Genomic DNA, 23,969 nt, shown 5'->3' on the forward strand with positions numbered 1-23,969 from the left:
ATTTTTTATTTTCCAAGGTAGTATTCAGAAACAACGTTCAATTTTTCGTCGAATTCGAATACCAATGGTGGGAAGTTAGGGATTTCCACGTCCATGATTTCGTCATCTGACAAACCTTTGATGTGTTTTACAAGGGCACGGATTGAGTTACCGTGAGCTCCTACGAATACGTTTTTACCATCTTTAAGAGCTGGAGCGATTTTATCTTCCCAGAATGGAAGGGCACGTTCCAAAGTCACTTTCAAGTTTTCAGCATCTGGGATAACTGAGTCGTCAAGTGAAGCGTAACGACGGTCAGTATGAGCTGAGTGCTCATCATCACGATCCATGTTTGGAGGCAATACATCGTATGAACGACGCCAGATGTGAACTTGCTCATCACCAAATTGTTCAGCAGCTTCAGCTTTGTTTTTACCAGTCAAACCACCGTAGTGACGTTCGTTCAAACGCCATGATTTTTCAACTGGAACCCACAATTGGTCAGAAGCTTCAAGAGCCAAGTTAGTTGTTTTGATCGCACGTTTCAATACTGAAGTATAAGCTTGGTCAAATTCGATACCAGCTTCTTTGATCAATTTACCAGCGTCAATCGCTTGTTGTGTACCTTTTTCAGACAAATCAACATCAGCCCAACCAGTGAAAAGGTTAGCTTTGTTCCATTCAGACTCACCGTGGCGAGCAAAAACCAATTTTACCATTAGATGGATTCTCCTTTAAATTTTCCGAGGTTTCCCCTCGTTTATCTATTCTATTTTACACAATTTTTCACAAAAAAGCTAGTCAAAACCAAAAAGGAAAGGACTGTTTGGCAATCCTTTTCCTTCTTAATATCATACAACAACCTTACTTCTCTTCAAATCCTTCTGCGACTGCGTCCGCAAAGTTTTCTTCTACGATGCTTGCACAGTGGTCACAGATGACTGCGTGGTAGCTGCGTTCTGCTGTTGTTGGGTCGATACGACGGCAACGGTCACATACTTCACCTGCAGCGCGTTCAACTGTAAAGGCTACATCTTCGAAGCTAACGGCAGCTTCTGGAGCTGGTCCTTCTGCGATGGTCAAGTCTGACACGATCAAAAGTTGAGCCACATTGCTGTTTACTGCTTCGAGTAGAGTTTTCACAACTTCATTTGGATAAACTGTCAAGTGTGCTTCAAGTGATTTACCGATTACTTTTGCATTACGAGCTTCTTCCAAGGCTTTTTGAGCTTGTCCACGGAAGTCCATGAAGGCAGCCCATGTATCCAAGATTTCTTCTTGATTAGCAAATGTCTCTGCTTCTGGTAATTCTGACAATTGAACAAAATCTTCTGCTTCAAACTCAAGGTATGACCAGATTTCCTCTGCTGTGTGAGGAAGGATTGGAGTCAAGAGTTTGGTGATTTTCACAAGAATGTCATAGAAAACAGTCTGCATCTGACGGCGTTCCAATGATTTAGCACCTTCGATGTAGACAACATCTTTAGCAAAATCAAGGTAGAAGGCTGATAAATCAACGTTGATAAAGTTCACCAAGGCCTTGTAGATTGTCAAGAATTCAAAGTTTGCGTAAGCATCACGAATGGTCTTAACAAGCTGGTTAAAGCGAATCGTCATGTACTTATCAACTGAACGAAGCTCATCGTAAGCTACTGCATCCTCAGCTGGGTTAAAGTCAGATGTATTAGCAATCAAGAAACGAAGAGTGTTACGGATTTTACGGTAAGATTCCGATACTTGGCTAAGGATATCCATTGAGATACGAACGTCATTGCTAGTATCTACACTTGTTACCCAAAGACGAAGAATTTCAGCGCCAAATTGTTTCTCAACATCGCTAGGCAAAATAGTATTTCCAAGAGATTTAGACATCTTCTCATCTTTACCATCAAGGGTAAAACCTTGTGACAAGATTTGTTTGTAAGGTGCTACGCCATGGTTGGCAACAGATGTAATGAGTGATGAGTTGAACCAACCACGGTATTGGTCAGAACCTTCAAGGTAAAGGTCAGCTGGATAAGTCAGATTTGGACGATTTACCAAAACACCATTCCATGATGAACCTGAGTCAAACCATACATCCATAATATCTGTTTCTTTCTTGAACTCCCCATTTGGAGAACCTGGATGAGTAAATCCTTCTGGCAAGAGGTCTTTGGCATCACGTTCCCACCAAATGCTTGAACCATGTACTTCAAAGAGTTGAGCCACATGTTCGATAGTCTCAGCTGTCATGATAGCTGTACCGTCTTCTGCATAGAAGATTGGAAGTGGAACACCCCAAGCACGTTGACGAGAGATAACCCAGTCACCACGGTCACGAATCATATTATATAGACGTACTTTACCCCATTCTGTATGGAATTTAACTTTATCAATAGCATCCAAGATTTTTTGGCGGAATTTAGAAACTGAGGCAAACCATTGTGGTACTGCACGCCAGATGATTGGTTTCTTGGTACGCCAGTCAAATGGATATGAGTGAGAGATTTCTTCTTGGGCAAGAAGGAGGTTACCAAGTTTCTCGATAACAGTTGGAACCACTTTGTCGTAGAATTGGCCTTCAAACTCAGGACCAGCATTCTTCATCATGATACCACGTTCGTCAACAGTCACTGCGACTTCAAGACCATTAGCAATACCAACATTGTAGTCGTCCTCACCAAAACCGGGGGCTGTATGGACAATACCAGTACCAGAGTCAGTTGTAACGTGGTCACCAAGGATCACCAATTCATCTACAGCTGTATCCCATGGATGTTCTGTTACGATGTGATTCAATTCTTGACCACGGTAAGTTGCCAACACTTGAACATCAGCCCAGCCAAATTTCTCAGACAAGCTAGTCAACAATTCTGCAGCAACGACAAACTTACGAGTTTCACCAGCAGGTTGAACCAAGACGTAATCAATATCCGCTCCAACAGTCAAACCACGAGAAGCTGTGATGGTAAATGGAGTAGTTGTCCAGACAACGATGTAAGTATCTGTATCAAGAACACCTTTGCCATCTTTTACCTTATTGGCATAGTAAAGGGAAGTTGAAACCAAGTCATGGTATTCAATCTCTGCTTCAGCAAGGGCAGACTCAGATGACCAAGACCAGTAAACTGGTTTTGCACCACGGTAGATATAGCCTTTATTAGCCATCTCACCAAATACACGGATTTGGGCTGCTTCATAGTCTGGAGTTAAAGTCACATATAAATTTTCCCAGTCACCTGACATCCCCAAGCGCTTGAAATCATCACGTTGTTTATAAACTTGAGAAAGAGCGTACTCACGACAAAGTTTCAAGTACTCAACCAAGTCCATTTCTTTGCGTTTAACGCCTTGCTTTGCCAAAACCTGCTCGATTGGCAGACCATGAGTATCCCAACCTGGGATATAAGGTGCGTTAAAACCTGACATAGATTTTGAGCGAACAATGATATCTTTTGAGATATGATTCATGGCATGTCCAACGTGGATATTTCCGTTTGCGTATGGAGGGCCATCATGCAAGACAAAATGAGGTTTCCCTTCATTTAGTTCTTGACGACGTTGGTAAAGTTTTGCATCTTCCCATTCCTTTTGCCAAACTGGCTCTTTGGTAGGAAGGCCTGCACGCATTGGGAAAGCTGTTTTCCCAAGATTAAGGGTATCTTTGAGTTTCATGGTATCTCCTTTATAAATAATAACAAATTAAAAACCACGACTTCCAAAAAGGACGAAAATCGTGGTACCACCTTTATTCGAAAAAAGACTCAGCTTTTTTCCTCTTATCCCGTAACGTGGGGAACGTCAAATCTTACTAGCTTCAGATTTGAGTTTTTGAGAGGATAATCTTATCGTTAGGGAATGCAGGACTCACACCATCTCCTGCTCGCTGGAAATATAAGGATAAGATATTGTTCTCAGAATATTTCTTATAAAATTGTAACAGATTCTTGCGGTGCCGCAAAACCTGGTTCTGAGTTTACAGCTTCAGTAGCTGGTGTTGGTCCTGGATAATGGCTTGGAGCTACTTCTGGCTCTTCATACATTGGACCAACTGGATGAGCTGGACTTTCTTCAACAACCGGAGCTGGTGAAACCACTTGTTCCTGCTCAGCTCTTGCTTCGGCTTCTGCAAGTTCCTTATTAGCCGCTTCGATACGCGCTTGCAACTCTGCCATTTCCTCGGGAGAAAACTGGCGAGTAATATCAATTGGTTCTTCCTCTGGATGTTGTTGCAAGACAGAGTCACCTAAGACTTCGCTGACCACTTCTTTGAAGGCCTCATCACTTGTCTGAAGATAAGTCGCTGTTGGGCGAAGAATATCTTCCCAATCTGAAGATTCAACAATTGCTAACTGGCTCTCAATTGTAGATTTAAGACGTTGATGGAAGACACGACTCTTGTTCTTCAATTCTTCTGTTTCAACAGCAACTTTCTTAGCATTATCCGTTGCTTGACGAAGAATTTCATTTGCCTTGTACTTAGCTTCTTCCAACAAACGTTGGGCATCTTGCTCTGCTTGTTGGATAATATTGTTTGAACGTTCCGTTGCAGCTTGTTTTACTCGCTCTGCTGTATCTTGTGCAATCAATACAGATTGACTCAATGAATCTTTCATCTCATCAAAGTAAGACAAACGCTCTTCCAAGCTTTTAATATGTAATGCCTTATCATGATTAGAGCGAACCAAATCTTCATAATCACGGACTACAATATCTAAAAATTCATCTACTTCTTCTTGATCAAACCCTCTGAAGCGTGTGCTAAAAGTTTTATCTTTGATTTCTAACGATGTAATTGGCATATTTTTCCTCACTTACTTAATAACAATTGGACCGTTAATTTCTTTTTATCTTTTTTTGTTTGCCCATTATCCCTAACGAGTTTCAATCGACCAAATTTCCTTACACTAATCAGATCACCAACTTGAACTGCATAATCTGATTTTTCAACTAAATGGTAATTCACTTGGACTGCCTGTTTTTCAATTAACTGACTTGCCTGATTTCTAGACAGCTTGAAGACACCTGCTAGAAAAACATCTAATCTAGAACTAGCAATACAAATATCTAATTCTTGATAATCTTCTACTGTAGCAATTCTCTCAGTAAAATCCCGTTCTTCTAGACGAACCGGTAAACAAGCAATTTTCGTAATGCCGTCTTGAAAAAGGAGCATAAACTGTCGATTAATGATAATCTGTGCTCTCTCTTCGTTGACTAAGATATCACCAAATAGCTTCCTATCGATTCCTAGCTGATTTAAAACAGTTCCTAATATTTTTGCATGCGTTAAGCGTTCAAACTTATTAGGATAGACAATTTCTTGCAAGGATAGTTCAAAATCAGAAAATTCCGGCTCAAAATAATCAGGATACAGGAGTACCCGTACATATTCAGTTTCAAGAAACTGCCGACTGCTCATGTAGGAGATGCCGTTGGTTGATGCTAGCACCTTTAAAATCTTTTCTTGGTGGGGATTTACAAAGGGTGTTAAAAAAGGAGAATAAGAATCTTCTACCTTTTTTATCCATTCTACTCCCTTATCAATAAAAGACGAATCATTCTTAGAAAAGTGTTGATAAATCATCTTGTTCATAGAAAGATCACTAAAAGTCGAATCAACTGCTCCCCTAGGAAGTGAACTAGTAATACCGCAATCCAGACAGACAAGTCAAGACCTGCAATCTGGAGGGGTAAACGTTGCAAGGGAGCTACTATCGGTTTCACTAAACTAATAATCAAGCGTCCAAGACGTGATTCATAAGCATTGGGAAACCAAGACATCAGAGCAAACACGATTAAAATCAGTGAATAGATATCCACTGCATTTTGAACAAAACGAATGAGAAAGATCATTATCTCACTCTCGTACGTTTCATATCAAAGCCAAATTCACCATTTTGTGATTCATCTGGAATTTTGATGTCTTCAATATTGACGACAACATCAACTGGTGTCAGCAGGTACATAGTAGATGCTACCTTTTTCATGTTACCAGCTAAAACGTGGCGCGCCCCATCCAGATAGTCCAAACAACGACGAGCTTGAACTTCTGTCATATATTGAAAATCAATCAAAATACTTTCGTTACCAGCTAATAAATCAACAATATCTGTGGCATCTTCGTATTTACGTGGATAACGAACATCAATTGTCACCTTATCAGTAGAACGTTGACTTTGCATAGCCAACTCTTGTTGACGGGCATGAAGACGAGTGATGTTTTTATCTTTTGATGGCGTGCTACCAGCTTGTTGAGGCAACTCTTGAACAGAAGGGACTGGTGTCACAATCGGCTCTTCAGCTTTAGGCTGATATGCAGCACCAACATCTTCTCCATCTTCTGTAAAATAATCTATAAATTTATCAAATCTATCTTTTAAAGACATATTTCTTTCCTATTTAAAAAATGCTGTACCAATTCTGACAAATGTTGAGCCAAATTCAATCGCTTCCTTGTAGTCACGACTCATACCCATACTCAAGTCCATCATTGGCATATTGGGAATTTGTTTTTCTCTAATTTCTAGTTGCAAATCCTGCGTAGCTTTAAAAATCTCTTTCAACTCATCACTACTAGCTTCAAAAGGAGCCATGGTCATCAAGCCGACGTATTCGATTTTATCTAAGGTGGCCAATTCTGGCAAGAGCTCCAATAGTTCTTCCCTTGAAAAACCATGTTTGCTCTCTTCCCTTGAGATATTTACTTGTAAGAAACACTTAACAACTCGGTCACTTCTTTTTTGAATTTCCTCTGCTAGCTTTAATGAATCCAAAGCGTGGAAATAATCAACATACTGAATGACATCTTTGACCTTGCGTCTTTGCAAGGTTCCAATCAAATGCCAGGTAATATTTCTATCTTTTAAAGCTTCATATTTCTCAAGAAATTTATCCACACGATTTTCACCAATATGATGCACACCTAGCGGAAGCAAAGCCTCCGCTGTCGGTACGTCTACATATTTTGTAACAGCAACAACCGAAACAGAATTGGCTTCTCTTCCTGACTGCTGACTTGCATCTTTTATTTGTTGAAAAACACGTTCTGTATTTTCTTTCAAATTCATTTACTTAACGATTTTTGAAAAATGGAGGAGTGTCTAATTCATCCTCATCGTGTAAAGATGGTGCTTCAAAACGTTCAACTGGTGATACAACTGAATCAGTCGGACGAACAATTGTCTCACGACGCAAGTCCCAATCACCAAATGCTGAAGTTTGAGAAGTTTCTGTACGGCGAGGTGCTGGACTTGGAATTTCTGCAGTTTCAGCCATATCAAAGTGACGATTATGATTGTGTGCATGACTAGGACTTACTTGTTCATGACGAACTGCTTGTCTTGGTGCATGTCCAACAACTTTTTCAACACGATCTTGACGAACACCAGTTGCAACGACTGTAACACGGATTTCATCTTTCATGTTTTCATCGATTGATGTTCCGAGCCAGATATTTACTCCTTGACCAGCTGCTTGGTTGACGATCTCTGAAGCTTCTTCTGCCTCAATCAAAGTCAAGTCGAGACCACCAGTAACGTTGACGATAACATCCTCAGCACCGTCAATAGTTGTTTCAAGAAGTGGTGAGTAGATTGCCTTACGAGCTGCTTCTACCACACGTTCTTCACCACTACCGATACCGATACCCATTAGGGCGTTTCCTTTATTTGCCATAACTGTTTTCACATCGGCAAAGTCAAGGTTAATCAAACCAGGATTTGTGATCAAGTCAGTAATCCCTTGAACACCTTGGCGAAGTACGTTATCTGCTTCGCTAAGAGCTTCAAGAAGTGGAGTTTTCTTATCAACAATTTCAAGCAAGTTGTTGTTTGAAATAATCAATAGAGTATCTACATGTTCGCGAAGTTGGTTGATTCCTTCCACAGCGTACTGACCACGTTTGCTTCCTTCAAAACCGAAAGGACGTGTCACAACACCAACTGTAAGAGCACCCAAATCTTTAGCAATACGGGCAATAACAGGAGCAGCACCAGTACCTGAGCCGCCTCCCATACCTGCAGTAATGAAGACCATATCTGCTCCAGTAATAGCTTGAGTCAAGGCTTCTTCGCTTTCTTCAGCAGCCTTTTGACCAACTTCAGGTCGACCGCCAGCACCCAAACCACGAGTCAATTTAGGGCCTAACTGAATTACAGTCTCAGCTTTTGTACTACTCAAAGCTTGTACATCTGTGTTTGCTGCGATAAATTCTACGCCTGCAACACCTTCGTCAACCATGCGGTTAATGGCGTTACCACCACCTCCACCAACACCGATTACTTTAATAACTGCACCTTGAGCTGCTGCTGTATCAAATGAAAATGTCATAGTTTATTTTTCCTCTTTTATTCATCAAACATGCTTCCGATTAAGCCACGGAAACGATCTGCGATTTTTGGTTTATTTTGAGAAGATACTTTATCTTCTTTCGGAGCAACTACGTTCGTAGAAGCTGATTGCTCTACCTCAGTATTTTGAACTGGTTGAATAGGGGTAGGTTGTGCTACTTGCGTAACGCGTTGAATCATCCCACCAAAATTAATTGGTTGGTGACGCAAAGTATCCTCACCCTTGACTGCTCGTTGTGCTAATAAATGCACCTCAGTCAATTGACCAGCAAATTCAGACAAGCTAATCACATGCGCAAAGGCTGGATTGCGAATACCAACTTGGTTTGGAACATAGAGTTTGACACCAACGCCAAAGACTTCCTGTGCAAGTTCTACAATACCTGGTAAAATAGCATTTCCACCAATCAGAACAATCCCGCCAGGAAGATCCAACAAATGTCTTCTTTCCAACTCTTGTTTGATTTGTTCAAAAATGTGCTTAATGCGGGCTGAAATAATCTCTGCTAGGTAGCTTTCTGTAACTTCTACAGGTTCTACTTCACCAATTACTTCAACTTGGAAGGTTTCATTGCTTGCAAGTGATGGGTAGGCTTCACCATAATTCAATTTCAATCCTTCAGCTAATTTCTGTGAAGTCTTCAAGACTTTAGAGATATCTTTTGTGACATAATCTCCACCTTCTTGAAGAATATTTGTAAACTGGAGTTCTTGGTTACGGATTGTAGCAACAGTTGTTTGACCTGCTCCCATATCAATCACAGTAGCTCCAAATTCACGCTCTCCTTCGTTCAAGACTGAACGAACCAAAGCCAATGGTGAAATAATAATATTTTCAACTTGAACACCTGAGCGCTCAACTGTCTTGCGTAAATTGTGAAGAATAGTACGTGGACCTGTGTAAAGTAAGCCACGCATTTCAAGACGAACCCCCATCATCCCACGTGGGTCACGAATACCTTGGAAACCATCTACGATAAATTCTTCTGGAATAAAAGTAATGACTTCACGATCTGGTGTCATACTCTTTGTCAAAGCTGATTTGACAACATTTTCGACATCTTGATCTGTAATTTCTTTTGTATCAGATGTAACTGGAATCATTCCTTGAGTTGGTTCTACTTGCAAAAGATTTCCAGGCAAACCAACATTCACTGATTTGATTGAAATGCCAGCTTTCTCTTCTGCTTGGGAAATAGCTGACTTGATAGCTGCTGCTGCTGCTTCAATATCAACGATAATCCCATCCTTTACACCTTTACTCTTGGCATTACTTACACCAATTACATTAAGTTCACCATTTCTAAGTTCGGCAACCAATACTTTAATCGAATTAGTTCCGATATCTAAGCCTGTAAAAAAACCATCTCTAGCCATTACATCGCATCCTCTCTCTTCCAAGTTTCAAACTTCTATTCAAAATAGCTAAAATAGGGCATAGCTATTCACAGAATATTATAACACAAAAAATCCAATCGTGCTTAGTTTTTCCTAAATTTACTTACCATTTTTTCACATTCGTTCCTTAGATTTTTTTATTTTCCAAACAAGCTATAAAAAATCAGATTTATGAAAAAAAGAAAGCTTAAAATCAAGCTTTCTTTGCAATCATTTTTTCTGCTTCTTGTTCTAAAAATTGTTCTAAGATTTTCTTAGTCAAAGTTATTGCAGCAGACAAGGCTATAGAAACAATCAAATAATTAGCTACTAAGCCGTGATCTCCAACCAATGGCGGTTTTGTCAAGAATCCGTAATCTCCACCTGTTACTAAATTAACCACAAAAATCAAGGCATTTAGTGCAAAGGTCATGAGAAAAATTCCCTTCACATCCAGCAATCGCGCATTATACTGTCTCAATAGATAAACTAGAGAGTTCCCCAAGAGAGCTAAGTGACCAAAGATAAAAGATAAAATCGCAATATGTGGGAAAGGATAGGCATCTGGCACTGGATAAACAAAGGCTGCTAGTGTCCCAAATGTCCCCAATAATGCAAAGTATTGCTTATATTTGGACTGACCAGGAAGCAAGAGCACCACAAACATAGCCATACGGCAATGGTAAAAAGGTAGGCTTTCTGACAACGGCATATGATTGACCCAGTACCAACCATAAAGGAGGATCAACTGAACAGCCTGCAAGATTTGGAAAAATCGTTGGCAAACCTTCTTTTCACGATAACGATAGGCTGTAAAAAATGTTAATGCTAAGAGCGTAAATAGGCTAACATACCAAAAAAGGTCAAATTTAGGCGGCTCGGTTGCCTGAGTCGTAAAGAAAATATCCCATAAATTCATCTAGTCTTCCTCATGATTCAAAATTTTCCTGCATTTTATTATACCATGCTATTTGTCAAAAATGAATTTAGAAATACGATAATCATCTTTTTAATCAAGATATTGCTCCCTCTGACCTTGATAAACCTGCCAAAGAATCTCTATTTGCTCCTTGGTAATGCGTTTTTCAGATAAGGCTGGCAGTTGATCAATGGCAAAAAATTGAAGGTCAGCAATTTCTTGATTTTTTTGGAATTGTCCATCAAGAAGCTTACATTCAAAAACAAACTTTGCATATTGCTTGCTCTGTAGTTGGAAACGATTGGTATCAAAAACAGCTAGTAGTCTTTCTACTTTAGCTTCAAAACCGGTTTCTTCTTCAATTTCCTTGAGAATATTTTCTGTTGGAGAATAGCCGACTTCACCAAAGCCACCTGGCAAAGCCCAATCATTCTCTCCTTGTCCCCTAACCAGACAAATCTTTTCGTCCTCAACAATCCAAGCACGGACGTCCATTAACGGAGTCGCATAAGCAGAAGTTGGCTTCAAGACTTCTGCCACTTCTTCGGCATCAAGGTCTGATGCCTGATTCAACATTTCAGATAAAAGGCCTCGCAAGTCTTCGTAGCGCTCACGGTCGAAAGGATCTTTTGTAAAGGTTAATCCAGTATCTGTAAGGGCAATCATTCTTTGAAGATACTTGGCAAAATCACTAGCATTCATTTTCTAAACTTTCTACCAGCTTGGCTAGATTCATGGAGTTAGAACCCTTGAGCAAGATTTGATCATTAGCTCCTAGACTTTCCTTGACCTGCTTAACTAGGTCTTCAAATTGGTCTTGGTCTTCTGCTTTCTTGAAGTAGTAAACGTGGCCAATTGGGAACATTTGACTGGCCAGTTGAGCCAATTCAGCAATGTCTTCTCCGTAGAAAATTGCGGTATCAAGCACATCTGGTGAGAGGCTCAAAATCATCTGGTTATGGAGCTGAACAGACTGGTCACCGAGTTCCTTCATGTCCGCCAAGACAGCGATTTTCTTGCCACCTTCGTTGGCTGGAATAGCCGAAAAAGTCTCTAAAATCAACTTCATAGCAGTTGGATTGGCATTGTAAACATCTGATAGGATATCTGCTCCATTGGCTGCTTTCTTCCACTCAGTACGGTTACGCGTCAATTCAAGACCTTGGAAGGACTGACGAATTTGCTCCTCTGACACTCCTTCTTGCAGGGCAACATAGGATGCAATCATGGCATTGGTGGCATTGTACTTGCCAGTCACTGGCAAATCAAGGGCTTGCTCCAAGAAATTGGCCTTAAAGGTCAAGCTATCCTTACGCTCAACCAAGTCGGTAATTTCCAACTCTGCTCTTTGTCCAAAACGAACTACCTTTTTATCAGTTGGCAAGTAGTCCTCTACAATCGGATCTGCTGGTGCCAAGAGCAAGGAATTCGAAGACATCCCGTCTGCAATTTGCATTTTTCCTTTAGCAATTTCAGAACGATCTTTGAAAAAGGCCAAATGGGCTTCTCCAACCAAGGTCACGATTGCTGTTTTTGGATGAGCCAATTCTGACAAGAAATGAATATCTCCCAAGTGATCCTGTCCCATCTCCAAGACCAACTTTTCTGTTCCTTCAGGCATATGGAGAACCGTGTAAGGAAGACCAATCTCATTATTGTAGTTGCCTTGTGTTTTGTAGGTTTTGTAAGTTGTTGATAGCAAGTGAGCTAACATATCCTTGGTCGTTGTCTTGCCATTTGAACCCGTAACCGCAAAGACATCAACAGCTGTTTTTTCAAGATAGTAGGCTGCTAGTTGCTGAAAGGCAGTTAGAACATCATCTACTAGAATGTAAGGATGATTTGCGACCTTTTTCTCAGACAAAGTTACTGCTGCACCATTTTCAAAGGCTGTTTCGATAAAGTCATGACCGTCACGCGCACCTTTGAGGGGGACAAATAAATCTCCTGCCGCAATCAAACGACTATCAAACTCAGCATTTTCCAACTGAGCATCCTCAAAGATGCTGATATCATTTTTAGCTCCTACAACTTGAGCCACTTCATAGATTGTTAATTTCATTTCTACTCCTTTAAAAAGGGTCGAAGCTCGAGAACTCTAGTCACCTTGCAGTGATGGTTCTGGCTTCTACCCCCTCTTTCATTTTATAGCAAATGCGCTTCGCGCTTGTCAAAACTTTCCTTGGCAAGGTCAACCAATCGCTCGATTAAGTCTGGATAGCTGATTCCCATATTGTCCCAAAGTAGTGGGTACATAGACCACTGGGTGAAACCTGGCATGGTATTGAGCTCGTTTAGGAAAATCTCTCCCTTATCTGTATAGAAGAAATCGCAACGAGATAGACCGAGGCCACCAATGGCACGGAAGGCAGTTTCTGCATTTTGACGCATGACAGCTACCACATCATCACTGATTTTAGCTGGGATATCCATGGTAATCTTGTTGTCAATATACTTGGCATCGTAGTCATAAAAGGCAACATCCTTGACTACTTCTCCTGGTAGCGTACTCTTGACATCGTAGTTGCCCAAGAGACCAACCTCGATTTCACGAGCATTTACCCCTTGCTCTACCAAGACACGGCTGTCATATTGGAAGGCAAGTTTCAAAGCTTGACGGAGTTCCTCTTGATTTTCAGACTTAGAAATACCGACACTTGACCCCATGTTTGATGGTTTTGTGAAGACTGGATAAGTCAATTTTTCTTCAACTTCGGTGATTTTAGAAGTCACATCATCGCCTTCAACGATGGCCACATAAGGAACTTGGGCAATCCCGACAGATTCTAAGACACGCTTGGTCGTGATTTTATCCATGGCAAGACTTGATGACAAGATGTTGCAACCAACGTAAGGCATTTTCAAAACTTCCAAGAATCCTTGAACAGAGCCATCCTCTCCCATCGGACCATGAAGAACTGGGAAGACCACTGCACCATCTTCGTAGATGGCACTTGGAGCAACTTTCTTATCCCAATCAATGGTTTCATTGGTCATAAGACGATCCTCTTGACCTGGAGTCTGGCTAAATTCTTGCGTTTTAATAAAGTCACCTGACTGGCTGATGAAGAAAGTCTTGACTGTGAAACGGTCGTAGTTGACCGCACGCATCACACTCTCAGCTGAAAGAACAGAGACTTCACGCTCTGCACTGCGTCCACCGTATAAAAGAATAATCGTTTGTTTCATATTATTTGTTCCAATTCTAATAGAATACTCGTTCTTTAGTATATCATATTTGCTTCTTTTTTTAAACTTGAACCTGATACTGGTCTTCAATAAATCTAAAAAGAGACCGATAAAACAACTGTCGGTCTCCATGATTTTTGTATAAATGAATTGACTGTGTTAATTTGTCTAGACTTACAACTCTGTTCGATTTTCAATGGCTCGTAAGAGTGTGACTTCATCAGCATACTCGATATCTGCTCCCACAGCGAGGCCTCGTGCCAGACGAGTAACCTTGATGCCAGCCGGCTTGAGAAGACGAGAGAGATACATAGATGTCGCTTCCCCATCTGCTGTGGCATTGGTTGCTACGATTACCTCTGAAACCTCACTATCCATAAGACGAGTCATGAGGCTCTTGAGATTGATATCATCCGGACTAATACCATTCATGGGAGAAATGAGTCCATGCAAGACATGATAAAGTCCATGGTATTCTTGAATATTCTCCATAGTCGCCACATCGCGACTATCTTCGAGAACTAAAATCGTTGTCTGGTCACGAGTCGGATCGATACAGATAGAGCAAGGATCGTCATCAGTCAGGCGACCGCAGATGGAACAGTAGGTCAGCTCTCTCTTAGCAGAAAGGAGATTTTTAGCAAATTCATTGACATCGTCATCAGACATTCCAATAGTATAGAAGGCCAGACGGGTAGCCGTCTTAATCCCGATACCCGGTAACTTCGAATAACTGTCAATTAGCTTAGCAATAGGTGTTGGATAAAGCATATGTTCCTTTCTAATTCATTGGATGATGTTGGTTATAGAGGTTGATAATATCGCGCGCAATGGAAGGTCCGACACCATTTGTAAGGTTGGTGTTATGAGGGAAGACAACAGCTACAGCGATTTGAGGATTATCTGATGGTGCATAGGCCACAGCATTGGTATTGTTAGCTTCTTGACCTCCCGCAACATAACTTTCGGCAGTACCTGTTTTTCCACTAATGGATACCGCTGCGCCATTTGAAAAGGCACGACCGGTTGTCAAAGCACTACCACCATGTGACACTTGATAAAAGCCTTGTTGGAGGATGGAAACATCAGACTCAGAAATATTAATTTTATTCATTTCCTTGGTTTCAACAGATTGGATTAAGTTCCCTAAGCCACCTTGTTCGTTGTTTCCATAAATCCCCTCGACAATGTGAGGTGCAATCCGAACACCGTTGTTGGCAATGGTTCCAACGTACTGGGCCAATTGCATAGGGGTGTAGTTATCAAACTGACCAAATGCATTGGTAATGTAATTAGCAAAATTATACTCTTTTGGTATAAAACCAGTTGACTCATCTGGAAGATCAATACCTGTTGAGGCTCCAAGACCATATTCAGCAAATGTCGAACGAAGTTTCCCCATAGCGGATTCTAAATTGTTAGTTAAAACAAACATATTGGGTTGATAGGTCTGCCCCATAATGCCCAAAGCCGTTTGAACCATATAGGCATTAGAAGAATACTCCAAGGCTTCCACAGCTGTAATCGGGAATGAACCGTAGGCTTGAGTATACCAAGAATTAATCGGAGCTGAGCCTTGGAAGACAATCGGTTGGTCTGTCAAGGTCTGGTTCCCTGACAAGACTCCATTCTCCCAACCAGAACTGATGGTCGCCGCCTTGACAACCGAACCTGGGACAAAGACATTGGTTACCGTTCCCAAGGAATCAGGCGTCAACTCTCCCGTTTTCAAATCATGTTTGAGCCCTGACATAGACAAAACTGCACCTGTTTTTGGGTTCAAAGCAACTGCATAAACACCTTCAGAATATCTGGCTCCTCCATTTCCTAACTCGGAATTGAAATAACTCTTAAGAAGATTGTCCACGCTATCTTGAAAGGCCAAATCGATGGTCAGTTTAATATTATTCCCTTTGGTACCATCTTCGATATTTTCGACACTTTCCATATTGCCATACTTGTCTAGCTGGATTTCTTTCACAGAACGTTTTCCTTGCAAGGTTTCTTCATATTGTTTTTCTAGATAAGAGGTTCCAACACGGTCATTTAGAGAATAACCCTTTTTGATATAAGCATCTGCTTCTTCAGCTGGAAGACCAGCTTTTTCACTGGATACACTTCCTACTATAGACGCAAGTGAAGTCTCTAGGACCTTTCGATCCCACGAAGTTGAAATACTGATACCAGGTAAATTCTTAGAGGCCGAAGCAATCAAGGCAATCTGAGTATCTGTTAAGGAGTCTGTCGCAATGGTCCCTGTCGCAAAATTTCCAACTGCATTGAGTTGGCTAAAAAGATAAATTTCTTTCTTTTCGTCATCAGAGTAGGCCAATTGACTTGGATCGATACTTTCAACAGTATTGTTGTAAAGCTCGGATTCAGATAATTGATTGCCATCAGAATCAAGTCGCTTATCACGTGGTAAACTTTCCACTGCTTTCTTATAGACATCTTGATCTGCCAGGTAATAGTCCGCCAACTGTCGGTCAGTCAATATTGGAGAAGAAACTCCCACATAAGCCAGCAACTTCTTGGCTGTTTCTTTTAAATCTGCAGCCGTCATTTTGTTGTTCCTTGTAAAAGATACAACTTGCTTGATGGTGTTTTCGACGAGAGGTTTCCCTGTTGCATCGTAGATTTGTCCACGGGCTGAACTAGTGGTCACCTTTGTTTTACTTGCCGATGCTAGTTTTGTCTCATAAAAATCTTTGTTCAAAACCTGCATGTAAAGCAGGCGACCAATGATGGTCATAAAGAGCAAAATAACAATTGAAAACAATAAATTAAGCCGAATCGGAATCGAATGGCTATCAAATTTTCTCATACAAGTCAGTCTCATTTCTATTTAAAATCTTACTCTTCATTGTACCACAATTTGAGAAGAAAATTATGGAAAAGAAGTGAGCTTTTTTAATTTAGTTTCTGATGGTTTTTTTATTTAAACATAACTATTTTATATGATATAATATTTACAAAAGCTACAAAAAATAATTATCGATTAATAGCTAGACTCAAATAAAGGAGTATCATGAACCCGCAAGATATCGCAAGCATTATCGATCTTCATTTTGAAGAATTAACAGATTTAGAGCAAGAAATCGCTCGCTATTTTTTACAATCTGAAACCATTGCAGATGATTTATCTTCTCAGCAGGTCACTCAAAAATTACATATCTCTCAAGCCGCTCTGACCCGCTTTGCTAAAAAGTGTGGTTTTACAGGTTATCGAGAATTTATTTTCCAATACCAACACCAAGCAGATAATCAAGCTAGCCAACATCCCGACCACAGCCCCCTGACAAAACGAGTTCTTAGAAGCTACAGTAATATGCGAGAACAAACACAGGACTTGATTGACGAAAAACAACTAGAACGAATCGCCCAGTTAATCGAAGGTGCTGATCGTGTCTACTTCTTCGGAACTGGCAGTTCTGGCCTCGTTGCTCGTGAAATGAAATTACGCTTCATGCGTCTGGGTGTGGTATGCGAGGCCTTGACTGATCAAGACGGCTTTGCTTGGACAACCAGCATTATGGATGAAAATTGTCTCGTACTCGGTTTCTCACTTTCTGGCTCAACTCCTTCTATTTTAGACAGTTTATTAGACGCTAAGGAGATGGGCGCAAAGACTGTACTCTTTACAAGCGTTCCAAATAAAGATAGTCAGACCTATACAGAGACTGTTCTTGTAGCCACCCACAGCCAACCCTCCTACATCCAACGAATATCCGCTCAACTTCCTATGCTCTTCTTTATCGATTTGATTTATGCCTATTTTTTGGAAATCAATCGTGAAAGCAAGGAGAAAATCTTTAATAGCTATTGGGAAAATAAAAAACTCAACGGTTATCGTAGACAGAAACGAATAAGAAAATCCTAGTTTGGCTGAGCCAAACTAGGATTTTTATTCATCACTAAACACACATCTTCTAGATTATGAATTAGTCATATCTCGACTTAGTCTTGAATAATTTCATGTAATCACTTTTTGAAGGAAGTAAATAAGCAAGTCTGACGGTATCCTCAACAATTGTATATAATACAATATAATCCTTACTCAAGGCCAATCCTCGCGTTTGGTAGCGAGGGTCTAATTTCTTACCAAATTTTTCATCGGCATCAAATCCAGCTTGGGGGAAAATTTCTAGACGATTAATATCTTTTCTGATACTCGCCACTTTTCGTCTCGCAGACTCTACAGAACCGATTTCCTCTGCTATATACTGATATATTTTATCCAAACTATCAATCACTCTAGGAGAATACAAAATCCTATATTTTTTATAATCCATAGCGTGTCACAACATCCTCATCTGTCAAGTAATTCCCAGCCTCAATCTTAGCATAACTTTCTTGAACTTCTGCTTGTAATTGTCTAAATAAATACTCCTTCTCCAATTCCTCTTCACTAAGTAAATCTACTTCATTTGTTACGGCAACATTCTTTAAAAATAATCTAAGTGCCGATGAAAGAGAGAGATTTTTTTCTTTTAACACTTCCATGGCATCATTTACTAATTCTCTATTAGCTTGGAAGGTCACAATTTTACTTGAATTCGCTATAGCCATTTTATATAACTCCTTTATATATTTTACTTATTATCTCACAATTATAAAGAAAGTCAAGGGAATTTGATTTGAAAGATGCTGGAAAAAATTTTTGTGTCACATATCTAATATACAAACTAACTTCTAAAGAAAGCCAAATGATATTCTCCATTCAATTTAACTGCTACTTTCTCATGGATAGACTGATTTTTTAAAGAACAAATTTCTCCATATTTCCAACTTTCATGCTCCCCTGATAATCTAGTGACAGACTTCACTTGATTATCTAAGTTAGCAACTGTAGCACTAAGCTCTTCTTTTGGAATAATTTCTTCAGTAATTGTAAATGATTGTTCCCCTATCTTCAACTCTCTGGCTTCTTGCTCATTGATAGCAAATCCTCCTACTAAGTGAACATAAAATAAGTCAGAAACTTTTAGGAGTTCTTCTTTAGAAATATTATCAAGTAGTCTACATTTATAGAAAGTACTATCAATTTTTATGGCAAATTCTCTACTCTTGGTCTGATATAAGTCACCAATCTCCAACAAATCATTCTTTATTTCATTATTGGAATCATCGTAAGATATTTCATAAGTATCATCATGATTGCTTACTTTACTTTCAATATCTTCATATGAAATTAATTGATTAGTTACACCATAATGCTCTCCTTTATAATCGAATCGATTATAACTTGAGTCGAGAAATTTAACATCATACTTCTCATATGTACATCCAGTTAATCCAAGTAAACTTAAGAAAAAAATTACGGAAAGATAGATCTTTTTGAATTTCATAGTTCTCCTCCTAATTTTCTATAGTTAAATTATCAAAAATCAATAACGCCTCTCTCCAATATGTCTTTACAGACCTATTTTGGATATGAAGTAAAGTCAAAACAATTCCCAAACTTCCATCCAAAAATTTAACACTTCCTTCATTTCCATCAGAATATATAATTAAACACCTTTTCTGCTTACAACTACTAAATTAGCAACAAACAATAATACAACATAAAAAATTAAAGCCAATAAATAGTTTGTGCTTCTAAAATTATTTTCTAAAATTATATTAACTGGTAAAATTACTGGAATCCAAAAAATATTAAGAAAAACTTTATTTGTTGCAAATAATATAAATAAACTTTCTACAACAGCAATAAGTAAATTGCCACCTTTCGCAATAAACAATGTCAATAGCATGTGGAAATGATTTAGCAATATTAGTAATAACCAACTAACTATTCCTACGTAAAAATAATATGAAAAGTGTTCTAACTCTATACCTACAACTACCCATAAAGGAATAGTAAGTAAAGATAATAGTAAATCTAACACAAAAATTTTCGCTCCCCATATACTGGCTGTATTTCTCGAGCCTTTAATATTCTGATAATTATTAGCATTGATTTCTTGTTCAGATACTAATAAAGTGATTATCGTAGTTATCATACAATAGCCTAACATGGGTAAAAAGATAATATTTTCCAATACAATTGTGTTATTTACAGATAATATGTAAATTGGAATTGTCAATAGTTGTATAGTAGACAAAATCAAAATAATGTATAGTTGATACGAACCTTTAAATTTAATCATTTCACTTTTTAGCAATTGGATCATTACTTAACCTCCAATTTAACATTAACAAAGAAACAATAAATAGAATCAATGATAGAAATACGGTAAATACTACCATTTTAACGTCTGTTACATGATTTGTTAAATCTAAATCTCCTGACGGTTTTATATACATAAGACTATAAGCAATTTTATAATGATATGTAAAAGGAAAGAAGAACCAAAAGCTACTTTGAGCGATAAAAGGTGCAACCAAAAAACAAATCAAGGAGTTAATAGATACTAAGATATAGGGGTTGATCCGTTTCGAAAATAGATACAAGAGTGGCAATACCCATATGGATGTTATCGAAATAAGTACTAAACAAATTAAGTCACCAATTATATTCAATGATATTAAGTCGCCATACAAAAAATTACTTGTAAATAATAATATAGCTAAAAACCATACGTTCGAAATGAGTAAATCTTTTAATTTTAAAAGTATCTTTACGATATATATTTTTATGCTATCATTTCGAAAGTATATATTCTGGAAGTTTCCTGCAGCTTCTTCTGCTTTATAATCATATAAAAATAACAATCCAATAAGCGTGTACAAAAAGACGGCTTCCCACCAATATATTGAAAAACTTTCTAGAATACTCGGTCCAACAAGTAATACAGCTATTAAAATCGACAATCCAGGAGCTATTATCAAGAATTTTTTGGATGTATTTTTTCGCTGTTTTAACCATTCTGATTTAAATATTTTTATCATATTGCGTCACCTCCATGAACAATTCTTATAAATAAAGATTCTAAATCATCACTTTGAACATTCGAACCATCGTAAAAAATTTGACCATCATGTAAAATAACAACTTTATCTGCCACTTTACTAACTTCATACAGTTGATGGCTAGATAAAAGAATTGTCATTCCTGATTTCTTTAAAGAAATCATTAAATTCAACAATTCCTTTATACCATCTGGATCCAATCCATTGGTAGGTTCATCTAAAATGAGCAAATCTGGACTAGTAATTATTGCCATACCTAATCCCAAACGTTGTTTCATACCTAAAGAAAAGCTCCCTGCTTTTTTCTTTCCCGTATTAGATAGCCCAATCAAGTTTAATACTTCATTAATTCGTTCGTCAGAAATGTCATATAACAATGCTCTTGTTTTTAAGTTATCATAAGCAGATAAGTTCATGTAGATAGCTGGAGTTTCAATAAGCGCTCCAATCTCATATATACCCGCATTTTTTTTCCCATTAAAAATAACCGTACCACTATCAGCATTTTCAAGACCAAAAATAATCTTCATAATTGTTGATTTTCCTGCACCATTAATACCTAATAATCCACAAATACTCCCCTCTTTTATTTCAAAAGAAATATTTTTCAGTACTTCTCTATCCTTATATGATTTTCTAAGTTTTTGAACTTGTATATTCATAACTATAATTCCTCCTTGTTTTATACTTGTATGTTATACTTTATTTTTCAAAATTTGTTCAGAATTTCCAATTTTACAAAATTAAAAAAATAGACAGTCCTCAATTTAGAAAACCATCTATTTTTATACATAACTATTATATGGAAGCTATCTAATATATCCTTACAGAATTATTTTTTAATAAGCAACGTCACTTGAGCGCCACCTCTATCTGGATTTGATAAAAACAATTCTCCTAAATGTCTAGTTGCAACTTGTTTAGCAAATGCTAACCCTAAACCATAGTGCTTATTATTCCTACCTTTATTCTCAGTATAAAATAACTTATCTGCATTTAATAAGGACTGTTCAGTAAAAGGCAGACCATTATTCCACACTACAAAATTAATATACTCTGTTTCCTCAATGATAGTAAGCGTAACTTTTTTTTCTCCAGAACTATATCTTGCTGCATTTGCTAAAATGTTAATTAATGCCCGATTTAAATTAAAGCGATTTCCCTTAAAAAATATTAATTTTGTAGTATTAATAATTTTGAAATCAACCTTTGCATTATTCATTACAGATTTCGCTTCTACTGACAGCTCACTTAAAAATTCGGATAAATGTATCTGTTCTCCATAATCTTTATCTTCAATTAGTAATCTTGAATAATCAATCATTGAACTAAAGTATCTTTCAAAAACTACTATACTGTTATTCATTGACTGAGTGTATTCCTTCTGTTGAACAGTCAAGTTAGTTAATTCAAGCAACTCTAAATTTCCCTTTAGTACTGTTAAAGGAGTTTTTACATCATGAGCTAATGCACCAACTTGAAAAGATAAATCTTCCTTCTCCCTTCTCTCTGATTTGAGTAAATTAGTTAACTCGTCGTCCTTTTGATATAATACAGAGAGAATTTCATCGAACTCTTGTATTTGAGCTGGAATCTTTTTTTCTTTAAATGTTAACTGCCCCATGTTTAAAGCTTTTTTTTGTATAAGTAGAAAATTTTTTGAAAATTCTTTTATTAATCTTGTAAGTGACCAAATGAGTAAAATCGTTTCGAAAACGAAGAAAAATAAATAAGAAAATAGATTAAATGAAATGTGACGCAAATTCGGATTAACAAACTCAGGTATCATGGGTTGCCTGACAGTAAGTACAATCTCTGAATTAGCATAATACCCATAATACACCTCACTATTACTTACAGATTCATTTTTATCAAAAACTTCTCGATAGGCAGGCAAATCCTTTTTTTGATAATTACCCTCTTCAATTGTACCTGTCTTGCGATTAAATACAACATAGTCAAATATAGAGTTATTCATTGCTTGAACTACATCACTTAAATTGCTGGTATCACTCACTGAAATTTCAATTTTAGAGTCGTATACATTTAATTGTCCTGTAAAAACAAGTAAATAAGTAAATATAAAAAATAAAAGTATACTCAGTAACGTACCTGTTACTAGTTCTAAAACAGTCCTTATTATACGTCCTCTAATTGTACTATTCTTCTTAATCATGCCACTTGTATCCCATACCTCTAACTGTTTTTATAGGATTAATTCCATAGGATGAGAATTTTAATCTTATTTGATAGATATACTCAGATATTGAACGAAAGAGGGTTTCAGCATCATCATCATAAACGTTTTCATATATATCTTGTACAGTAAAAATTTTTCTTGGATTGCTAGATAATAGCTCTATGATATCATATTCCCTACTTGTAAAGGCAAGACTATCTCCATTAATACAAACAATTTTTTCTTGTAAATAAATCGTTATTGGATATAATTCTCGAACAATTTGATTACTTAATTCACCTTGTTTGTATCGTTCTTCTCGTTTGAGATTTGCAGCAACTTTGGCAGTTAATTGATTGATGCTGAAAGGTTTTGTAATATAGTCATCTCCTCCTAAATTCAATCCTGATACTATATCATCTTCGGTATCTTTTGCACTAACAAAAATAATAGGGGAGCTTACTTTATTTCTAATCTGCTTACAAATTTGCATACCATCTATATTAGGCATCATTACATCTAATAAAATCAAATCAAATCCTTTGAAATTATTAATATTGATTGGTACCATGACTTCTTGATACGTCGTTACCTGATAGTTTTTCATCTCTAAAATAGTTCGCATCAGTTTCAAAATTTCAAAATCGTCATCTACAACTAATATCTTATACATTCTATCACCTCAAAAAATTTTAGAGAACTACCTGCAAAGCTCCGTATTCTTGACAAAGAATAGTTTCAATACATCAATTTATAATTGTTCTTTATTTTTTAAATTAAATTTTTAGAAACTAGTACAAATCTATTTTACACTATCTTAAACAAAATTCGTAATATTTAATAATCTAATTTGAGCGCCATCAATGTCATTTCTTATCCAGCAAGAATATCCGTAACTTTCCCATCTATATGTGAATAATCCTTCCCCTTAAGTTCTCTAAGGTAATGTTTCAATGATTCTTGATTATTTAAATCCAAACCCTCATCACCTACTGAAGCAACAATTATTGAACCTTGACATTTGAGATTATATCAGAGAAAATTCAGATTTTATTCAGAGAAAAAATCATCTTTACACTAC

Annotated in this window: 24 protein-coding genes; 1 reads left to right on the top strand and 23 read right to left on the bottom strand. The window is 37.7% G+C overall.

Translation table 11 applies throughout. The annotated features are described in order from the left end of the window. Positions 1–5: 5 nt before the first annotated feature. From D8836_RS06420 to pbp2b, 15 genes are all read right to left on the bottom strand, one after another. Positions 6–698: a phosphoglycerate mutase gene (locus D8836_RS06420; RefSeq protein WP_000240129.1), complete on the bottom strand. Its 693-nt coding sequence runs from the start codon at positions 696–698 to the stop codon at positions 6–8. Positions 699–843: 145 nt separating this feature from the next. Next, positions 844–3,636, bottom strand: a complete 2,793-nt coding sequence (gene ileS, locus D8836_RS06425; protein WP_125393479.1) for an isoleucine--tRNA ligase — start codon at positions 3,634–3,636, stop codon at positions 844–846. Positions 3,637–3,887: 251 nt separating this feature from the next. Beyond that, positions 3,888–4,763 (bottom strand): DivIVA domain-containing protein, encoded by an 876-nt coding sequence (locus D8836_RS06435; protein ID WP_125393481.1) that lies wholly within the window; start codon positions 4,761–4,763, stop codon positions 3,888–3,890. Between the two features lie 8 nt (positions 4,764–4,771). Continuing rightward, a complete protein-coding gene (locus tag D8836_RS06440; protein ID WP_125393482.1) occupies positions 4,772–5,557 on the bottom strand; it encodes a YlmH family RNA-binding protein in 786 nt (261 codons plus the stop codon). Next, complete coding sequence (locus tag D8836_RS06445) at positions 5,554–5,817, bottom strand: YggT family protein (RefSeq protein WP_000576496.1); 264 nt, start codon at positions 5,815–5,817, stop codon at positions 5,554–5,556. The genes D8836_RS06440 and D8836_RS06445 overlap by 4 nt, the downstream gene beginning before the upstream one ends. Next, positions 5,817–6,350 carry a cell division protein SepF gene (locus D8836_RS06450; RefSeq protein ID WP_125393483.1) on the bottom strand — a complete coding sequence of 178 codons (534 nt, stop codon included), beginning with the start codon at positions 6,348–6,350 and terminating at the stop codon, positions 5,817–5,819. The genes D8836_RS06445 and D8836_RS06450 overlap by 1 nt, the downstream gene beginning before the upstream one ends. 9 nt (positions 6,351–6,359) lie before the next feature. Further along, positions 6,360–7,031 carry a YggS family pyridoxal phosphate-dependent enzyme gene (locus D8836_RS06455; protein WP_125393484.1) on the bottom strand — a complete coding sequence of 224 codons (672 nt, stop codon included), beginning with the start codon at positions 7,029–7,031 and terminating at the stop codon, positions 6,360–6,362. 4 nt (positions 7,032–7,035) lie between these two features. Further along, positions 7,036–8,292 (bottom strand): cell division protein FtsZ, encoded by a 1,257-nt coding sequence (gene ftsZ / locus D8836_RS06460; RefSeq protein WP_125393485.1) that lies wholly within the window; start codon positions 8,290–8,292, stop codon positions 7,036–7,038. Between the two features lie 17 nt (positions 8,293–8,309). After that, entirely contained in the window at positions 8,310–9,689 is a 1,380-nt protein-coding gene (gene ftsA, locus D8836_RS06465; RefSeq protein WP_125393486.1) for a cell division protein FtsA, read from the bottom strand. A 214-nt stretch (positions 9,690–9,903) separates the two neighbouring features. After that, positions 9,904–10,608, bottom strand: coding sequence for a YwaF family protein (locus tag D8836_RS06470; RefSeq protein WP_125393487.1), 705 nt, complete (start codon positions 10,606–10,608; stop codon positions 9,904–9,906). 90 nt (positions 10,609–10,698) lie between these two features. Next, the gene (locus D8836_RS06475) at positions 10,699–11,310 is read right to left on the bottom strand and encodes an NUDIX hydrolase N-terminal domain-containing protein (RefSeq protein ID WP_125393488.1); all 612 of its coding nucleotides are present in this window, start codon (positions 11,308–11,310) and stop codon (positions 10,699–10,701) included. Further along, a complete protein-coding gene (locus tag D8836_RS06480; RefSeq protein ID WP_125393489.1) occupies positions 11,300–12,670 on the bottom strand; it encodes a UDP-N-acetylmuramoyl-tripeptide--D-alanyl-D-alanine ligase in 1,371 nt (456 codons plus the stop codon). The genes D8836_RS06475 and D8836_RS06480 overlap by 11 nt, the downstream gene beginning before the upstream one ends. Positions 12,671–12,753: 83 nt before the next feature. Next, positions 12,754–13,797: a D-alanine--D-alanine ligase gene (locus D8836_RS06485; RefSeq protein ID WP_125393490.1), complete on the bottom strand. Its 1,044-nt coding sequence runs from the start codon at positions 13,795–13,797 to the stop codon at positions 12,754–12,756. 174 nt (positions 13,798–13,971) lie between these two features. Next, entirely contained in the window at positions 13,972–14,568 is a 597-nt protein-coding gene (recR, locus tag D8836_RS06490) for a recombination mediator RecR (protein ID WP_125393491.1), read from the bottom strand. Positions 14,569–14,578: 10 nt separating this feature from the next. Next, the gene (pbp2b, locus tag D8836_RS06495; RefSeq protein ID WP_125393492.1) at positions 14,579–16,636 is read right to left on the bottom strand and encodes a penicillin-binding protein PBP2B; all 2,058 of its coding nucleotides are present in this window, start codon (positions 16,634–16,636) and stop codon (positions 14,579–14,581) included. A gap of 189 nt (positions 16,637–16,825) precedes the next feature. On the opposite strand from pbp2b, the gene D8836_RS06500 reads away from it, so the two are divergent. After that, a complete protein-coding gene (locus tag D8836_RS06500) occupies positions 16,826–17,677 on the top strand; it encodes a MurR/RpiR family transcriptional regulator (RefSeq protein WP_125393493.1) in 852 nt (283 codons plus the stop codon). A gap of 61 nt (positions 17,678–17,738) precedes the next feature. Here the strand turns inward: D8836_RS06500 and D8836_RS06505 are convergent, their stop codons facing one another. The 8 genes from D8836_RS06505 to D8836_RS06540 form a co-directional block, all read right to left on the bottom strand. After that, positions 17,739–18,089: a type II toxin-antitoxin system RelE/ParE family toxin gene (locus tag D8836_RS06505; protein WP_000384865.1), complete on the bottom strand. Its 351-nt coding sequence runs from the start codon at positions 18,087–18,089 to the stop codon at positions 17,739–17,741. Further along, positions 18,079–18,366 (bottom strand): type II toxin-antitoxin system RelB/ParD family antitoxin, encoded by a 288-nt coding sequence (relB, locus tag D8836_RS06510; RefSeq protein WP_000951986.1) that lies wholly within the window; start codon positions 18,364–18,366, stop codon positions 18,079–18,081. The genes D8836_RS06505 and relB overlap by 11 nt, the downstream gene beginning before the upstream one ends. 116 nt (positions 18,367–18,482) lie before the next feature. Continuing rightward, positions 18,483–19,145 carry a NisI/SpaI family lantibiotic immunity lipoprotein gene (locus D8836_RS06515; protein ID WP_000669433.1) on the bottom strand — a complete coding sequence of 221 codons (663 nt, stop codon included), beginning with the start codon at positions 19,143–19,145 and terminating at the stop codon, positions 18,483–18,485. A gap of 162 nt (positions 19,146–19,307) precedes the next feature. Then, positions 19,308–19,970 carry an ABC-2 family transporter permease gene (locus D8836_RS06520; protein ID WP_125393494.1) on the bottom strand — a complete coding sequence of 221 codons (663 nt, stop codon included), beginning with the start codon at positions 19,968–19,970 and terminating at the stop codon, positions 19,308–19,310. Further along, the gene (locus D8836_RS06525) at positions 19,948–20,688 is read right to left on the bottom strand and encodes a lantibiotic immunity ABC transporter MutE/EpiE family permease subunit (protein WP_000590350.1); all 741 of its coding nucleotides are present in this window, start codon (positions 20,686–20,688) and stop codon (positions 19,948–19,950) included. The genes D8836_RS06520 and D8836_RS06525 overlap by 23 nt, the downstream gene beginning before the upstream one ends. Next, positions 20,685–21,371, bottom strand: coding sequence for an ABC transporter ATP-binding protein (locus D8836_RS06530; RefSeq protein WP_001025883.1), 687 nt, complete (start codon positions 21,369–21,371; stop codon positions 20,685–20,687). The genes D8836_RS06525 and D8836_RS06530 overlap by 4 nt, the downstream gene beginning before the upstream one ends. A gap of 170 nt (positions 21,372–21,541) precedes the next feature. Continuing rightward, the gene (locus tag D8836_RS06535) at positions 21,542–22,885 is read right to left on the bottom strand and encodes a sensor histidine kinase (protein WP_049532568.1); all 1,344 of its coding nucleotides are present in this window, start codon (positions 22,883–22,885) and stop codon (positions 21,542–21,544) included. Continuing rightward, entirely contained in the window at positions 22,878–23,561 is a 684-nt protein-coding gene (locus D8836_RS06540) for a response regulator transcription factor (protein ID WP_125393495.1), read from the bottom strand. Before D8836_RS06540 ends, D8836_RS06535 begins: the two co-directional genes overlap by 8 nt. Positions 23,562–23,969: the final 408 nt, after the last annotated feature.

The organism is Streptococcus mitis (assembly GCF_003942995.1).
GTDB classification, from domain to species: Bacteria; Bacillota; Bacilli; order Lactobacillales; family Streptococcaceae; genus Streptococcus; species Streptococcus mitis_CV.